Origin of the sequence: Rubripirellula tenax, assembly GCF_007860125.1 — a bacterium.
Lineage (GTDB): Bacteria > Planctomycetota > Planctomycetia > Pirellulales > Pirellulaceae > Rubripirellula > Rubripirellula tenax.
The window spans coordinates 201,244-216,849 of the sequence record NZ_SJPW01000001.1 but is presented as its reverse complement, the minus strand read 5'-3'; the positions used below and the strand labels follow the sequence as shown (position 1 = coordinate 216,849).

Annotated in this window: 14 protein-coding genes; 9 read left to right on the top strand and 5 right to left on the bottom strand. The window is 56.6% G+C overall.

What is annotated here, in order from left to right:
* Positions 1 to 375 precede the first annotated feature (375 nt).
* A complete protein-coding gene (locus tag Poly51_RS00915; RefSeq protein ID WP_246114191.1) occupies positions 376 to 2,694 on the top strand; it encodes a diguanylate cyclase in 2,319 nt (772 codons plus the stop codon).
* A gap of 15 nt (positions 2,695 to 2,709) precedes the next feature.
* Here the strand turns inward: Poly51_RS00915 and Poly51_RS00910 are convergent, their stop codons facing one another.
* On the bottom strand, positions 2,710 to 3,768 hold the full coding sequence (locus Poly51_RS00910; protein WP_146453472.1) for a transaldolase family protein: 1,059 nt from the start codon (positions 3,766 to 3,768) through the stop codon (positions 2,710 to 2,712).
* Positions 3,769 to 4,000: 232 nt separating this feature from the next.
* Between Poly51_RS00910 and Poly51_RS00905 the strand changes: the two genes are divergently transcribed.
* The 7 genes from Poly51_RS00905 to Poly51_RS00875 all read left to right on the top strand — a co-directional run bounded on the left by Poly51_RS00905 (position 4,001) and on the right by Poly51_RS00875 (position 10,716).
* A complete protein-coding gene (locus Poly51_RS00905; protein ID WP_146453471.1) occupies positions 4,001 to 4,195 on the top strand; it encodes a hypothetical protein in 195 nt (64 codons plus the stop codon).
* Between the two features lie 248 nt (positions 4,196 to 4,443).
* The gene (locus tag Poly51_RS00900; RefSeq protein ID WP_146453470.1) at positions 4,444 to 4,896 is read left to right on the top strand and encodes a TadE family protein; all 453 of its coding nucleotides are present in this window, start codon (positions 4,444 to 4,446) and stop codon (positions 4,894 to 4,896) included.
* Between the two features lie 31 nt (positions 4,897 to 4,927).
* Complete coding sequence (locus tag Poly51_RS00895) at positions 4,928 to 5,374, top strand: TadE/TadG family type IV pilus assembly protein (RefSeq protein WP_146453469.1); 447 nt, start codon at positions 4,928 to 4,930, stop codon at positions 5,372 to 5,374.
* A gap of 104 nt (positions 5,375 to 5,478) precedes the next feature.
* A complete protein-coding gene (locus Poly51_RS00890; protein WP_246114190.1) occupies positions 5,479 to 6,759 on the top strand; it encodes a vWA domain-containing protein in 1,281 nt (426 codons plus the stop codon).
* Between the two features lie 10 nt (positions 6,760 to 6,769).
* On the top strand, positions 6,770 to 7,252 hold the full coding sequence (locus Poly51_RS00885; RefSeq protein ID WP_146453468.1) for a hypothetical protein: 483 nt from the start codon (positions 6,770 to 6,772) through the stop codon (positions 7,250 to 7,252).
* A gap of 96 nt (positions 7,253 to 7,348) precedes the next feature.
* A complete protein-coding gene (locus Poly51_RS00880; RefSeq protein WP_222435762.1) occupies positions 7,349 to 9,412 on the top strand; it encodes a hypothetical protein in 2,064 nt (687 codons plus the stop codon).
* 314 nt (positions 9,413 to 9,726) lie between these two features.
* Positions 9,727 to 10,716 carry a sigma-54 interaction domain-containing protein gene (locus Poly51_RS00875; protein WP_246114280.1) on the top strand — a complete coding sequence of 330 codons (990 nt, stop codon included), beginning with the start codon at positions 9,727 to 9,729 and terminating at the stop codon, positions 10,714 to 10,716.
* Here the strand turns inward: Poly51_RS00875 and Poly51_RS00870 are convergent.
* From Poly51_RS00870 to Poly51_RS30250, 4 genes are all read right to left on the bottom strand, one after another.
* Positions 10,692 to 12,071, bottom strand: a complete 1,380-nt coding sequence (locus Poly51_RS00870) for an O-antigen ligase family protein (protein ID WP_146453466.1) — start codon at positions 12,069 to 12,071, stop codon at positions 10,692 to 10,694. The two genes, Poly51_RS00875 and Poly51_RS00870, sit on opposite strands and share 25 nt — an antisense overlap.
* A 66-nt stretch (positions 12,072 to 12,137) precedes the next feature.
* On the bottom strand, positions 12,138 to 13,742 hold the full coding sequence (locus Poly51_RS00865) for a GumC family protein (RefSeq protein ID WP_146453465.1): 1,605 nt from the start codon (positions 13,740 to 13,742) through the stop codon (positions 12,138 to 12,140).
* A 281-nt stretch (positions 13,743 to 14,023) separates the two neighbouring features.
* Entirely contained in the window at positions 14,024 to 14,989 is a 966-nt protein-coding gene (locus tag Poly51_RS00860) for a hypothetical protein (protein ID WP_146453464.1), read from the bottom strand.
* Positions 14,990 to 15,078: 89 nt separating this feature from the next.
* Positions 15,079 to 15,261 carry a hypothetical protein gene (locus tag Poly51_RS30250; RefSeq protein ID WP_186775262.1) on the bottom strand — a complete coding sequence of 61 codons (183 nt, stop codon included), beginning with the start codon at positions 15,259 to 15,261 and terminating at the stop codon, positions 15,079 to 15,081.
* On the opposite strand from Poly51_RS30250, the gene Poly51_RS00855 reads away from it, so the two are divergent.
* Positions 15,208 to 15,555, top strand: coding sequence for a hypothetical protein (locus Poly51_RS00855; RefSeq protein WP_315853649.1), 348 nt, complete (start codon positions 15,208 to 15,210; stop codon positions 15,553 to 15,555). The two genes, Poly51_RS30250 and Poly51_RS00855, sit on opposite strands and share 54 nt — an antisense overlap.
* The last annotated feature ends 51 nt before the right edge of the window (positions 15,556 to 15,606 follow it).

Genomic DNA, 15,606 nt, shown 5'->3' with positions numbered 1-15,606 from the left:
TCCGTCGATCGGAACGGAATCGTCGTCACGAATGCTGCGGTCGTTGATCGCAGCACATTCGTCGTATCCGTTACGAACCGCGTGCCCGATAGGGATACCTCGATCGTCAAAGATCGCCTCAGGATTTCGAACCGTGTGCATGAAGGGATAGGTAACACTTCCCATAAGGTCCATTGCCGAAGGAAATAACGTGAAAACGTTCGCCCTTCGTCGGTCGACCACGTTTGATGTCCTTATTGAAGACACACGGGGGATTCGTTGGGCAAGAGATTGCTCGCATCGGTGAGGCTCGCCTTTTCGCTTGTTTGCGTGGGCGCAAGTCTCGTTCTTGGCGCACAGTGGTTTGGCTATTTGCCAGACTCTGCGGCGATAGAGATGAATGCGCGCCATCAGAATTGTGAAACCATCGCGATTCTGAGCGCGACAGACATCGGAAAGCAACGCTGGGTTGACTTGCGTTCGAAGTTGCAGTTGATGGTGGATCGTGATCCGGAATTGATGTCGATTGGCATTCGAAGCGAATTCGGAACGCTCCGTCTTGATACCGGACACCATGAAGACATGTGGAGTCCGGATGCTCAGGACATCGTTCACGTCGACAAAGTGAAGATCCCGATCACAATCAGTGGCCGGTCTTGGGGGCGGGTCGAATATTGCTATAAGTCGCCCCACGATGGTACCTTCGATCGTGCGATCAACAATCCGACAGTGCGGCTGTTGTCGTTCTACATCGTTGCCGGGATGCTGGCGTTCACGATCTTTGTTGTGCGCATGATGGGCGTCTTCAACAACACTCAAGTGGTTCCCGATCGAGTGCGTCAAGCGCTCGATACGCTGGCCGAAGGCTTGTTGGTGTTGGATGGGACCGGCCGAATCGTGCTGGCCAATCAAGCGTTTGCGGATATCGTCGGAATCGATTCCGATTCTTTGACCCATCGTCGGGCCAGCGAACTGGATTGGGTCGAAGACGACGTCAGCGAGACCGGTTATCCGTGGATGCTTGCGATCGAGACGTGTGAACTGCAAAGCGAAAGGATGCTTCGTATCACCCTAGCCGACGGTTCGCAGCGGATCTTTTCGGTGAACGCGGCACCGTTGGGCAAGGATCGAACGCAGCGAGGTGCCCTGGCAACGTTCCGCGACGTGACGCACGTCGAAGAACATCGCGCAGAATTGGAGCGGATGCTTTCGCTGCTGCGAAGCAGTCGGGACGAGATCCAGCGCAAAAACCGCGCGTTAGAGATTCTAGCAACGCAAGACTCGTTAACGGGTTGTTTGAATCGTCGCGCATTTTTCGAGAAGTTCGAGAGCTTTTGGACGCAGTCCGAAACGGACGGCCAAGCGATGTCTTGCATCATGGTCGACGTCGACCATTTCAAGAGCGTCAACGATACGTACGGTCACCACGCCGGGGACGACGTGCTGCGCGTGGTTGCGCAAACGATTCGGTCGCTGCAAGAAGAACATGGTGTCGTGTGCCGATACGGCGGCGAAGAATTCTGTGTTTTGTTGCCCAGTTTCGACATCGAAGCTGCGTTGGCAGAAGCAGAACGAATTCGTATCGCGATTTCCGAGATTCGCTTAGAGGATCCCGAAGAACTGCGGTTGACGGCCAGTCTTGGCGTGTCCGAACTGCGATTCAAAAGCTCGAATCCACAAGAACTTGTCAATCAGGCGGATGCGTGCTTGTACGTTGCCAAGCGTGAAGGCCGAAATCGTTCGATCGTCTACAACGCTAGTTATGCGTTGATCCAAGATACCGAAAAAATTCTTGACGAAGCAAAGCACGACCGAGTCGACATTCCTTTCCAAGCGGTCATCGCGCTCGTGTCGGCATTGTCCTATCGGGACGCCGAAACGGCAGAACATTCACGTCGCGTCGCCGATTTGTGCTCGCGGGCGGGCGAAGACGTGTTTGATCCGGCGGAGCGATACATTTTGGAAATCGCAGGGCTATTGCACGACATCGGCAAAATCGGGATTCCGGACGATATCCTCTTGAAGCCTGGCAAGTTGACACCGGAGGAATGGGAAATCATGGGGCGTCACGACCGTATCGGCGTCGAGATCATTGCGAGTTCCTTCGATTGTCCAAAACTGACCGATATCATGGCAAATCACCACGCGTTCTACGGCGGCAAGGCGCGGGATCCCGATTTGCCCGTTGGCGAAGACATTCCCGTGGGCGCACGTTTGTTGGCCATTGCGGACAGCTACGATGCGATGGTTTCCGATCGCGTCTATCGAAAGGGGCGATCGCACGACGAGGCCATCGTCGAATTGCGTCGATGCGCGGGGACTCAATTCGATCCGAATCTGGTGGAACTCTTCATTCGCAAGATCGACAGCACGCGAGCAACGTTTGCGACCGGCGCGATTGCGCTGCGGAAACAGAACGCGATCACGATCGGGGCGCGAGTGCAAGAGTTGGTTGGCGCCGCAGCAGCGCAAGATTGGCCAAAACTTCAGTCGCACGCTTCGCATATCATTCAATTGGCCGACGACTTCGATTTGGAAGCCATTTCCAAAGCGGCCGCCACCATCGAAGAATCGGCCAAGAGCGAAGACCGCGCTTGGCTGATCGTGCTGCGACAGACGCATGACCTGGTTGACATGTGTCGGGCCGCACAAAGCGACTTCCTAAAACGATCGCTCGAACGTGACGCCGAGCAGATCAACAGCCAGGCGAAGTGATTTGCAGTCGAGCGGCTAGCTTGACGGTGAAAGCTGTTTACGTTTCTGGGCGATCAGTTCCAAGAGGGCCCGTTGCGGCTTGACGAACTTGTCCACGCCTTCTGCCATCAACGTTTGGTGCATGGCTTTGATATCGACTTTGGCGTCGATGTCATCTTGGACGCTTTGTGGCGGCATTTGGTCAACGGTCCGCGTGAACTCAATTTCTTGGTCCGCGATCGCTTGGTTGGTTTCCGGCGGATTGGTTTGGATGTCGCTTCCGGCCAACGCTTGCACGTATCGCTGTGGCGGATCGTTGGGGTTCTTTGTGCCGGTGCTGGCAAAGATCAGCTCTTGTTCCAGTGGTAGTTTTTTGTCGGCCCAGAAAGCGTGGTTGTCTTTCCAGACACGTTTCGCGTTCAGAATGCCCACCATTCCCTGAGCTTCGGGGGTTAATGTCGGTACATCCGACGCGGTGTAGACGTCGATCCGAGAAATGAAAATGCTGTAGACCGACTTGAAGTTGTCGCGATTGGCAAGTTGGCTGGCCCCTTTCCAAACGGCTTCGCGGGCGGCGTGGTATTGATCCAAGGTGAAGATCAGCGTCACATTGAGTGTGATGCCCGCGGCGGCTAAGGCCGTCAACGCCTTCAAGCCGGCGGCGGTCGCCGGCACTTTGATCATTCGGTTGGTGTGCCCGGCTGCCCACTTTTTTCCCAATTCGAGGTAACGAGCGACGACGTCGGCTTCGTTCAGGTTCAGCGACGGATCTTCGAGCAGCGGGTCCAATTCAAAGCTGACCCAGCCCGCGTTGCCACCGGTTTCTTCGTGGATTGATTGAAACTTTCGCTGTGCGTCCTGGACCATGTGATCCGTCAGCGCCCACGCGATGGCGTTATCATCGTGCCCTTCGCCCAGCAACTTTTCGATCTGGTCGTCCATTCCGCCCTGTTTCACGATGGCCGAAATGATGGCCGGATTGCTAGTCGCACCGACGGCTCCCCATGACAGGTTCTTGTCCACTTCGGTCGGATCGACCGAGTCGAGATACAGTTTTGTGCCGGTTTTGATCAGCGATTCAATGGAATTCGTCATCTGGAGCATCCGTTTCGAGAAGGTTGGAACTCGGTTCATGTTGGTTCAAGCCGACCATTCTATCGAGTTTTTCGCGGAGGCCCCACTGGAGTGATGGTTTGCGATTTTCGGGCGGAATTGGGGGGTTGCCAGAAGCGGCCGCGTCTTGGAACCTCAACATCGCTGCGGATGCGATTCGAATCACTCCGTCCAGTGTCCGATTGGCGAACACCTAACCTCAAGATGGCAACCGATGAAACAGATCATGGGACTTTGGCGCGACACATGGTGGCTGTGGTTGGGCTTCGTGGTGATCACGATCGGGTTTGCCATGGTCATCGGGAAATTTTTCTTGCTCCTGTTGCCATGTTTGCCGGTGCCATTCGTCTATTTCGCGATCAATCGATATGACGACGACGGGAACGAAAAAGCGGACCTCGGCGACTGATGCAAACACTTTTTCGCGTGAACGTGAAAAAGAAATCGCCGCTTCTTAGACCAGGCCAAGCTCCCAAATCGGGATCGGGGGTGGCCAGCGTAGCGGTTGTGTCGATCGTAGGGCCATCATGGACCGCGTGGCACAAAATGAATGCCGGTGCAAGCCAATGTTAGAGATTTTTTTCTGCACATGGACGGTTCGTGACCTAGGTTTCCAGTACATCCGGAAGTTCTGTGTCACCTACCCCTCTTTGTTCCATGACTTGTGCAACCATCGCTAGCCGCCGACGCAAAGGCCGATCGTCTCGACGCAGCGGCGTCGCGACGATCGAGTTCGCGATCGTGCTGCCGCTCTTGATCACATTGACGCTCGGGACGATCGACGTTTGTTCGGTCATGTTTCTGAAAGAGTCCGCAGTCCTGGCGGCTTACGAGGGCGCCCGCCAAGGCGTGGGCCGCGGTCGTACCAACACCGATGTTGTCAATCGAGTTACCGAGTTCCTGGACGAACGTGGCGTGCAGTATTCAGCGGGCAGCGTTTGCACGTTCAGTACGCCAGGCTTTGAATCCGCTGCGACGCTTCAGAACGTAACCGTGACCGTCAACATTCCCACCGCCGGAAACTTGTTGATTCCTACCGAACGTTTTGCTGATTTGATTGTTACCGCGAGCGTCACAATGCGCAAAGAATACGCGAACCTCAACAACTGATTACCGCACTACGTGTGTCAGGCCCCGAAGCATGAACCTTCCATCCCCTCATCAACGACGAACGCGACGACGTCGGCGCAGCGGCGAATCACGCCTCGGCGCGTCGGCGGTCGAGTTTGCGATCGTGGCCAACATTTTGTTGTTGATCATTTTGACGTGCATGGAATTCGCACGAATGAACATGGTTCGCAACTTGGCGCAGGACGCCGCGTACTTTGCGGCACGTCATGCGATCGTTCCCGGAGCCAATGCGGCGGAAGCCGAGGGCGAGGCCAACCGCATCATGGGGTCGTTGCTTAGCAACGGATACCAAGTTGACGTTTCCGAGATCGACGTGGATAGCACGGATGTCACGGTGACTGTTACGGTCGACCTTGGCGAAGTCGCCTTGTTCGCTCCGTTCTTTCTTCCGACGTCGGATATTTCATCGACGGTCCGGATGCGAACCGAGCGCTACGACGGATTCTACGAACAATGATTATCGCCGCTTGCAACCAATTCCGTCGATCGCGACGTTCGATCGAAGCCAAAAAAACCTTGTTGATCAAGTTGTCTAAGAAAACTTTGCCTGGAACATCCATCATGAACGGCAGTCGAAAAAACGCTCAAGTGTCGAACGCAGTCCGCAACCGATCGGTCGAGCGTCGCGGCGCGGTGATGGGTTTGTTGGCGGTGCTGTTGCCGGTGCTTGCGATCTTGGCGGCGTTCTGTATCAACACGGCCCAGATGCAGTTGACGCGAACGGAGTTGATGGTTGCGACGGATGCGGCGGCGCGGGCCGGCGGACGCGCGTTCAGCGAAACGCAAACGGTTGACGCTGCAAAGACCGCAGCCGCGACAACGGCAGCGATGAATTTGGTCAACGGCGAACCGCTGCAACTTCGGACTGGCGATTCGGCGAATGAAATCGAATTCGGTGAAGCGACCCAGCCCGATGGAAGCTCCGGACGCTATTACTTTCAAAAGATCCCGACGTCACAGGTCGCCAGCGGAGAGAAAATCGCAAGTGCCTTCCGCGTCTTGGGTCGCCGTGATAGCGGATCGCTGTCGGGACGTGTGCCTTTGGTGATTCCCGGCGTTTTGAACGCCAGCGAATTTTCGACGGCGCTGGATGCCGTTGCCATGCAAGTCGACCGTGACATTTCCGTCGTCCTGGATCGATCCGGTTCGATGGGCGTTATCGATTGGGACTGGCCCAGCAATAAGTCGCCTTGGAGTACATCAGCAAAGAATGCGGGTGTCTCCGCCGGCAAACTGACTTACTACTCTGGCAATTACTACTATGCAAGCGGCGTGAATTCGAACTCTTATCAACAATGGGCGTGGGAACACTATCACAACTTGGGCCCGGCGCCGACTTCTCCGTGGGAAGACTTGGTCGAGGCGATGGACGCGTTCTTGGACGTGTTGGATACGACAAGCCAAGAAGAGCAAGTCTCGGTTGCAAGCTATTCGACATATGCCACGCTGGATTGCTGGTTGGAGAAAAACTTTACCGTCGTGCGAAACAAGGTCGCTAGCCTTAGCCCAAGCGGGAACACTGCGATCGGCCGAGGGATGCAGTCCGGAATCACCGCTCTGCTTGACAATCGGGCCCGTCCCTACGCATCGAAGACGATGGTGGTGATGACGGACGGGATCGAAAACACCGGCACCAGTTGTACGACTGTCGCAACGTCGCTGATGAGTTCCTACAACCTGACCATTCATACGGTAACGTTCGGCGACGGAGCTGACCAAACCAAGATGCAGCAAGTCGCTGCCATCGGTGGTGGCAAGCATTACCACGCATCCTCGGGTGCCCAGTTGGTCGCGATTTTCGAAGAGATCGCCAACAACCTGCCAACCATTATTACGGAATAGGTTTTCATCCATGAACGATTTACATAAGCCACTTTTGAAAGACCCGTCGAACCGGCAACCGGAACGCAAACCGGTCCAGCCGCCACGCGGTCGTTGGTTCAAGGCGATTACGATTATCGGTTCCGTCGGCGTCATGTTGTGGTCGTTTTCGACCGTGCTTCAGCGATCGTCGGTATCCACTTCGGTGATCGCCACGCCGGTCAGTGCACCGGTGGACCCGGTCGAGAAAGTGACGTATCAACAGCCCGATTCGCACGAGTTTCGCGATGCCGCGATCGAGTTGGATCGCGCGTTCATGAAATCGCTGGCGAACCGACCCCGATTCGAAAACACTCAACCCGTGTTGGCGCCGGACGAGTTTGCCGCCACATGGGAGACTCGGACGGAAAGCATTCGCAAACGAATCAACTCGTACGCCGATGTCCAGCCGGGAACCGTCGAGTGGGACAATCGCGAGTCGTTACAAGCCGTTTTGGAAGACTTGCCGGAATAGTTCGGTCTGGGAATCGAACGCTGCCAAGACCGAATTGTCGACTATGATGGGGCCCTTGGTTTCCATTGGCTCCCACTTTCAACCCCCTTCGCCCGAATGACGATCTGGTTCCTTGATCGCCCTACTTCGTTCATCCCGCGGTCAATCGGTCGCCGAACATCAAGGCCCCGCTGCATCCGACAAGGTCTGGTCTGGGCCTTGTTGGGTTCGTTAGGCGTCGCGTTGCCGTGTTTTGGCCAGGACAATCCCTTCGGTGACCCCGGAGCGGGCATGTTTGGTGGGGCGGGCTTGTTTGGTGAACCAGCGGTGACCACGCCGGCACCCTCAGGTGACGCCGACGACGGACAACCGGTCGACCTGATGAACAAACAACTTTTGGAGCGAGCCGGACGGGGCAACCAAGACTTTGCCGCGTCGGTGTCCAGTTTGGCACGCACCGGCCGGTGGGCTTCGGTGGATCAGTTGTTGTCGGGGTTGGATGCTAAGAAATTGTCTGGTCCCCAGGCTGCGGCGATGGCGGCAACGATCGGATCCGATGTCTTTTTGCGAATCAAACAAAGCACCGAAGTCAGTGACGCGGCAAAAGCCAACTTGGATGTTTTGGGGCAGGCGTCCATGGCGCTGTCTACTGCGCCGGCTCGATTGACCCAAGCGATTAAAGGGCTTGACTCGAATTCGCGAGACACGCGGTTGGCGGCTTCGCGAACGTTGCTGGCGGGTGGCGATGCCGCCATCGGCGCGCTAGCGGCAGCGGCGGTGACCCAGCGAACGAGCGAGTCTCGCGACGAGATCCTGCGCGTGTTGGTGCGGATGGGCGACGGCGGAATCGCAGCACTTCGCCAATTGGCGTTGTACGGTGCCGATGGAGTGCGCGGCCGAGCGATCGCATCGCTGGCGCGAATTGACTCGAAACGGTTCATGGCGGATTTGTTGGCATCGCTACACGCGATCGATTCAAACAAGGAAGAACGGAACGCGGCGGCAAGCGGTTTGACGCGATTGGTTTCGACACTTCCCAGCCGAAGCGAAGCGTTGACGTTGTTGGTGAACGATCTGCGAGACACACGGGCGGCGGCCACGGCGATCGATAACGATGATCAAGTTCGCACGATTTGGACGATCCAACCGGATCGCAAATCGGTTGCGTCGCAGGACTCTCGAGCGATTTTGGCAGCTTATCGTGACGCAGCGGATGCCGGCGTTCGGTTGAAACGCTTGGCGGGTGATTCGCAAGCCGAGGATGCCGAAATCCTGTTATCGGGGTTGGCCTATCGCGTGATGATTGATCCCGACTGGGGGACTGCCGATTCGGACGAAGCCTTCTTGGACCAATGTCGCCCGCTGGTCGATTCAGCGGCAGTGTTAGCCGCCGTTGATATCGCGACTCGACCGAAATTGTCGTCGGCCGAAGGGTACGATACTTCCGAATCGGAAACCGCCGCTGTGACCGAGACGGCCGGGTTGATTGGTTTGATTCGCTTGGTCGACGCCTTGTCCGACGGGTTGAATCGAGACGACCTTGTGCGATCCGGTGGTGGACGTCCGACCGCGTTGGTGCAACAAGCGTGGTCGTCGATCCCGCAAGTGCGTTACGAGGCGGCCGCGCTGGTATCGCGTTTGGCCGGCGACGGTGCCTATCCCGGCAGCAGCATGGTCCGAAAGACACTGGTCGAGATGACTCGATTGAACGACCGGCCTCACGCCATTTTGGTTGAAACGCGACCGGCTTACTCAACCCACTTTGAAAAACTGTTCGATCGATTGGGATGGGACGCCACGGTGGTTTCTAGCGTCTCAGAACTTCAACGAGAAATTGACCGCGGCGGTGATCTGCGAATGATTCTTTCGAAGGTCCAGTTGGCTGATTTGGCACCCATCGAGATGGTCGATATTGTTCGGCGGGCGCCGCGCGGCGGGGAAGCTCCGATCGTTTTCTACGACGACGACAACCAAGCCGGCGACAGCGAAGGCGCGGCCGTCGCGCTAAGCCAGTCGCGATGGACGTCGTCGGTGGACTTGATCGATCCCCCGGTTTCGCGGGCCGGTTTTGACGGGCTTTTGAATCGAATCGCCACACGGCGCCGATTGCCGCCGCTTTCGGTGTTGGACCGGCAACGGTTCCGACAAGATGCTGCTGAGATCCTTCGATTGGCCCATTGAAACGAATCTGGCGGAATCAGAATCGTTACGGGGCGTTTGGCCGCCGGCTCGTTAAACGGGTTGTCTACCAAAAAACGTGACTTGGCGTTAACCTCTTGGCACTCGGGAGGCTGGACCGTTTGTCGATCGGACGCGTGACGTGGTTTGCGCGGCGATCGATCAAGTGGACCCGAGGACGACGCATCCAATACCGAGTTTTTTCCTGCGACTTTATGGCGATTCTTGGCATCTCCTCCAGCGGCTCCTCCCCTCACGGACCCGGCAATCAAGCCGGGGGGCCGCCCATATCGGGAATCATCGGCAATTCGCCGGCGATGCAGGAGGTGTACCGGATCACCCGCCGAGTCGCCGCCAGCAACGCATCGGTTTTGATTTTGGGCGAAACCGGTGTCGGCAAAGAGCTGATCGCCAGCGCCGTCCACCGCTTGTCACGCCGCAGCGGCGGGCCGTTCGTTCGCGTCAATTGCGGGGCGCTCAGCGAGAGCTTGCTGGAAAGCGAACTGTTCGGACATGTCCGCGGTGCGTTTACCGGCGCGGTCGCCAACCGCACCGGACGCTTCGAAGCGGCTCATGGTGGGACGGTCTTCTTGGACGAGATCAACAGCACGTCGTTGACGTTGCAGGTCAAGCTGCTGCGTGTGTTGCAAGAGAAAGAGTTTGAACGCGTCGGCGACACCAACACGCTTAGCACGGACGCACGGATCGTTGCGGCGAGTAACCGCGATTTGATGCAAGAAGTCCGGGCCGAACGGTTCCGCGAAGACTTGTATTGGCGATTGAATGTGGTGCCGATCGAGATTCCGCCGCTGCGTCGGCGCCGCGACGACATTCCGTCGCTCGTCTCGTTTTTCCTAGAGCATTACAACGAAGTGAACGACCGCTACGTCGTTCACATGGGCCCCGGTGTGATCGAGGCGATGCAGGATTACCATTGGCCGGGGAACGTCCGCGAACTGCAAAACTACATCGAGCGCGCCGTCGTGATGGCCGAAACCGACGAGTTGACGATCGATGTATTGCCGGGATGCGTGACGGGGTTGTCCGAGACGCACGACGATGACGAACCGACCGCCGGCGATTTTGAAACGCTGGCCAAGGGTTTGGTGTCGCGGGGGCTAAGCGAGGCGGGAAGCGCTGCCGAGAATGTTCACTCGACGATTGTCGAGCAGATTGAAAGAGAGGTCATCGCTCAGGTGCTTCAATCTTGTGGCGGCGTCCAAACGAAAGCCGCGTCAAGGTTGGGTATCAACCGCAATACGTTGCACAAGAAGATCAAAGACTATGGATTGGCCGACGACGAATGATGACCAGGTGGCGCCAGCAAACGGGTTGATTGTCCGACACCAATTCCCACAAAGGTAAAAAACAGGATGGATTCGGGGCGAATCGGGCCCAGGAATGAATCGCCCAATTGGGACCACCCCAAAAACCAGATCGTGGTGACCAGAATCATCACGAGGAAGTGTCGCTGATTCGCGTCGCCCTTCCCCAGCGTCAGCGACGCCACAAAGACTTGCAACAGTGCGAAGGCAAACAAAAGGAATCCAATCGCGCCGGTAGACGCCAAAATTTGTAGCGCCAAGTTGTGAGCCGTGTAATTGTGCGTCTCGTGCCAAACGTGAAGTTGGCCAGTTTCGCTAGTCACAAAATATCCATGCCCCAGCAACATGGACTTTTGATACTCATTCCAAACGGCTGCCCACAGTTCGCCGCGTCCCGAAACGCCCTTGAGTTGTTCGCCCGATTGACCTCGCGAAACGAATTGGGTTCCCACGTCGGCTGTCGATGACGCCATCTCGAACCCGGGGTCAAGAATCATGATGGCGACCAACAGCATCGATCCCGCGAAAATCGTTGTCGCACGCTGACGATTGGTGCTGTACCAAAACAAAATCGCCCCGATCGTAACGAATCCCATCGCCAACGCCGTTCGGCTGTTGGACAGGACCAGGACGGCGCCATGGATGACTAGGCAGGGGAGCATAAAACGCTTCGCCCACGCATAACCACCGATCCAATGACACATGACCGGAAGCAACAATCCAAGTGACGCGGTCGCGCCGGCCGCCGTCGGGTGAATCAATCCGTCACCACCGCTGTGGATGCGGCCGCGGTCGAGTCCCGACATTTCAGGGTTGATGACATACGCCATCAAGACCACCGCATTGGCCACAAGCATCATGCTGCAAAGGTGAAACAATAGCCTCTTGGCCCGTTCAATGTCCGTGCAAACGATGGCAACGATCGTTGCGAAAAACAGCATCGCGACAAGACCGCCCGATTGGGCGATCGTGACGGACTTTAGCGGTGACCAAAGGACGCTGACCAACGCCCATCCCAAAAACAAATAGAACGGCGTTAACGGATCGAGGACCCGGCGCAACACGTGGGTGGATCGCACGTAAGCGAGTGAAAGGGCGCCGCCCGAACATGTGAGGAACAATACGAGCAGCTTTGCCGTGTCGAGCGGTTGCCACGCGGTGGTAAACTTTGCCGTTGGCATCGTGAACACCATGATCGGAAGCAACCAAATCGCGATCAATGCGAACCGTTCCAACCAACGTTTCTGGGCCGCGTTCAAGTCACTGCCGACGACGGATCGATCGTCGTGCGACAAGGCAAACGTCGATTGCGTAGGGGCGGTGATGGAAGGTGTCATGAGATTGAGGTGGGCCGTCTGGTGGTCTGCGGCGTCGACGTTCGAGCGTCGGTGACTCGATACAGATCAGTCTTGGCTGGAACCGGCACCCACGGGCTCGGTCGTTTCGGATTCGAAGTGAGGCGGCCGAGCCCGCACCGATTCAGCGGTTTCGTCACCACGTTTTTCGAATTTCCAATCGCGATGTGATGTGCGAGTCTCGGCGATCGAGCGTCGACGCGACAATTGAAACTCACGAAGAACGGGAAGGCTGATTGCGGCGGCACATGCAGCCAAAAAACCGGCGACCGCACACAGTGGTTTGTTCGGCGTGACCGGTCGCTGTTCTAGCGAAGCGTGTTGGACCAAATTGACGCTTGTGATCTTTTGATCGGCGAGCACTTCATCCAACCGAGCTTGTTCCAGCTTTTCAGCATGGCGGGCGTAACGGTCTTCTAGAATTTTGACTTCGTTGGTGACCGTGGCGATCGTCTGCTCGTTTCGATTCAGTTCCATCAATTCGGATTGCAGCGAAACGTGCTTCGCTTCCAGAGACTTTTGACGTTCGATCGCGCCGCTGAGTGTGGCTTCATCCAACATTCGGTATTCGACCAATTGTTGATATGCCGGATTGACCGACTTGGTGATCTCTTTGCGTTCAACATTCTGTTCGCTGACGATCCTTGCCGCTTCTTCGAGTTGTCGTTCGATCGCGACCAACTTGGGATGTCCGGCGTTGTACTTGCTGCGCAAGTCTTTCTCGAGAACTTCAAGGTCGAACAATTGATTTCGCATCATCGCACGACCCTCATCCGCGATTCCGGAAACCTCTTCGGTGATCGTTTCGTCGGATCCTTGGATCATTCGATCGTATGATTTCAATCGCGACCCTAACGAGGCGATCTCGGCCTCGCTTTCGATCATGCTGTCGCGAACTTTGGTCAGTTGAGCTTCCAGCAACTTTTGTTGGCCGTCGACGGTGACCAAGTTGGATTCGTTCTTCGTTTCCAGTAACGCGATGCGGGCTGCGGCGAGCTGTTCTTCCAGCAGGTTGCCCTGTTCGGAAAAGAACGCGTAAGTTCCCGGCGAGCGATTGACGTTGGAGTGATGCGTGATGTAGCTGTCGATCCAAGAGTCAACGACGGCTTGCGCGACGTCGGCGGACTTCGATTTGTAACCGACCGATACGACGCTCGATTCCGTCGCCGCGTAGATGCCGATGCCTTTGGACAGTGCTGTCAGCGCGGCTTCCCGTGGCGTGACGGGATCAATCGACGCGACCTTGTCTTTCGCCTTGGCGATGGCGTCTCGCGCCCAAGTCGGTACGATCGACTTGCCATTATCGTTTTCGTCGTCATCGCCCTTCATTTCACCGCTAAGCACGACGTCGACGCCGACTTGATCAAGAACTTGTTCCAGGATCTGGCGGCTTTGCATGACGCCGATCGCTGACTGGATCTCGTTCGCGCGAGTCTGCTGCATGCTGATCGTTTCGCCAACCGTCGTTACGGTGGGATCGACACTGATGCTTTCGCGACCCACGCGTAGCAACAGCTTGGCCTCTGAGTGATAGGCGCGAGGGGCAAACAGGATCACCACCACAGCGATTGCCATGATCGAGACGAATGCGAAAATCGACAGAAACCAATGACGCTTCATCGCGTAGGTCCACTGTTCGAAAGAATTGGGCATCGGCCTGAACCAGAAAAGTTGAAGGGGATGGGGGTCGAGCGTGCCGACACGCTTCGCCACATTCACCCTACTTTAACAACCCGCGGAATAGTTAAAACCTAGCAATTCGCTATTCCGACCCTGATCCCACCATTTTAGTGGCGTTAAAACCGGCATAATCGGCACCGTAATGCGTGTCGATTCCTAGGCGGCAACCTGGATGGCGTTCGCGTGACAATCGCCTGATACAGCGTCCACTTGATCAAGTCCAAGCTTGTTCAAGCCCGAAACTTCGTCTCGCCCTACAACGGCGTGACTGGACGAGGCGACAGCAATGCGTCGTCGCCGGATTCCGCTTCATCGCTGTCGCCGCCCGCTGCCGAATTGACTCGCGCGGCCGGCGTTGGGTCTGACGACGTCGGATTGCTTGGCTCCAACACCGATGGCCCGCTGTGTAACACCGACTCATCTGATGATTCGCCGGATTCAGATTCCACCCATTGGCGTAGCAAGCGGTGTGTCTGGCGAAAACCATCAACGATCCAGATGCTGGACAGTTGCGAATTGCCGCTGAGTCCTTCGTAGTTCATCAATAGCGATCGCAATTCAGCGGGAGCCCCGCCTCGATCGATCGTTTCGATGATCTGGTTGGGGCCCAAATAGTCTTGCCAAATATCGGCGTCATCGGGACGTCGCGTCAACGCGCTGGACAACCGCTGGGCCGCAGATCGCAGATCGTCGACCAACGAAGCCGGTGGCGACACGATGGCCGGACGAGCGGATTGGTAATCGGGTTGGTAACCCGAAGGATCGCGATCCAGCGGCGCAACGTAACGCAAGTCTGCATAAGGTTCGGTGTAGACATAACCGGGGTTGCCGTAGTGGGGCACGACAGGAACGGCGATCACCGGCGGTGGACCATAAAGATAGGCGGGGTGGTCATCATAGGGTCGGTACCCATAATCGTAGCGGCTGCCGTATCGATAACCCGAACGGTATCCGTATAGATCGTCATACAGACGAGGTCCGCGGTAAAACGGATCGGCGCCATAAAATCCGCCTCCGTAGAAACCCGTTCCCACGGACGTGAACGGTGCTCGAACGCGTGTCCCGCCGCCGAAGGGCAGCACGTCCACGCCGACAAACGGCACTCGAACACTGACACCGCCGAAGGCGCCGACCCGAATTTGGGCGTCGGCGGCCGACGGGGCCGCGACGGCCCCGAACAAAGATCCAACCAGAACGAAAACGAGCGACGAGCGATTCATACCAATACTCACATGCGAAATTTAGATTTGGTGACTCTCACCAGTTCCCATTGTAGCATCGGCCAACGAATTCGCCCGCGAAACTGTAATTATGCGTCCGGTTTTTCGGCGTCGGCTGTGGTGGTGACGGGCTGTTTTTCGCCGTCCGTTTTGTCGACGACTTCGACAGGCGGCGCGTCATCGGCGTTGTCGGGATCGTTGGTAAACGGGAGATCGTTTTGGTTTCGGACCCATATTTTTGGGGCGAATTCCTTCACTTGGCCTGCGACCATTTCGACCACTTTTTCCTGCCAGCCGATCGCTTCGTCGAACTTTTCGTCCGCTATTCGGTTCTCGTTCCTGTGAAGTCGGAAAAGACCGTCGAACTGACCGAATCGGTTCCCGTTTGGAACGAAGTCGCCGAGAACTACGCCGTTCGCGTTCCGCAATTGGTTGACGTTCCCGAAACCTACACCGTCAAGGTTGCCCTATCCTGTGTCTATGCTGACGAAACTCGTACTCGTCGGCGTAAAGTTGTTCAGTACAACGAAGAAACTCGCACACGTATGTGTAAGGAACTGAGCTAAAAGACCGTCACCAAGACGGAAGCGGTTCCTCATGTCACCTACAAGACCGAA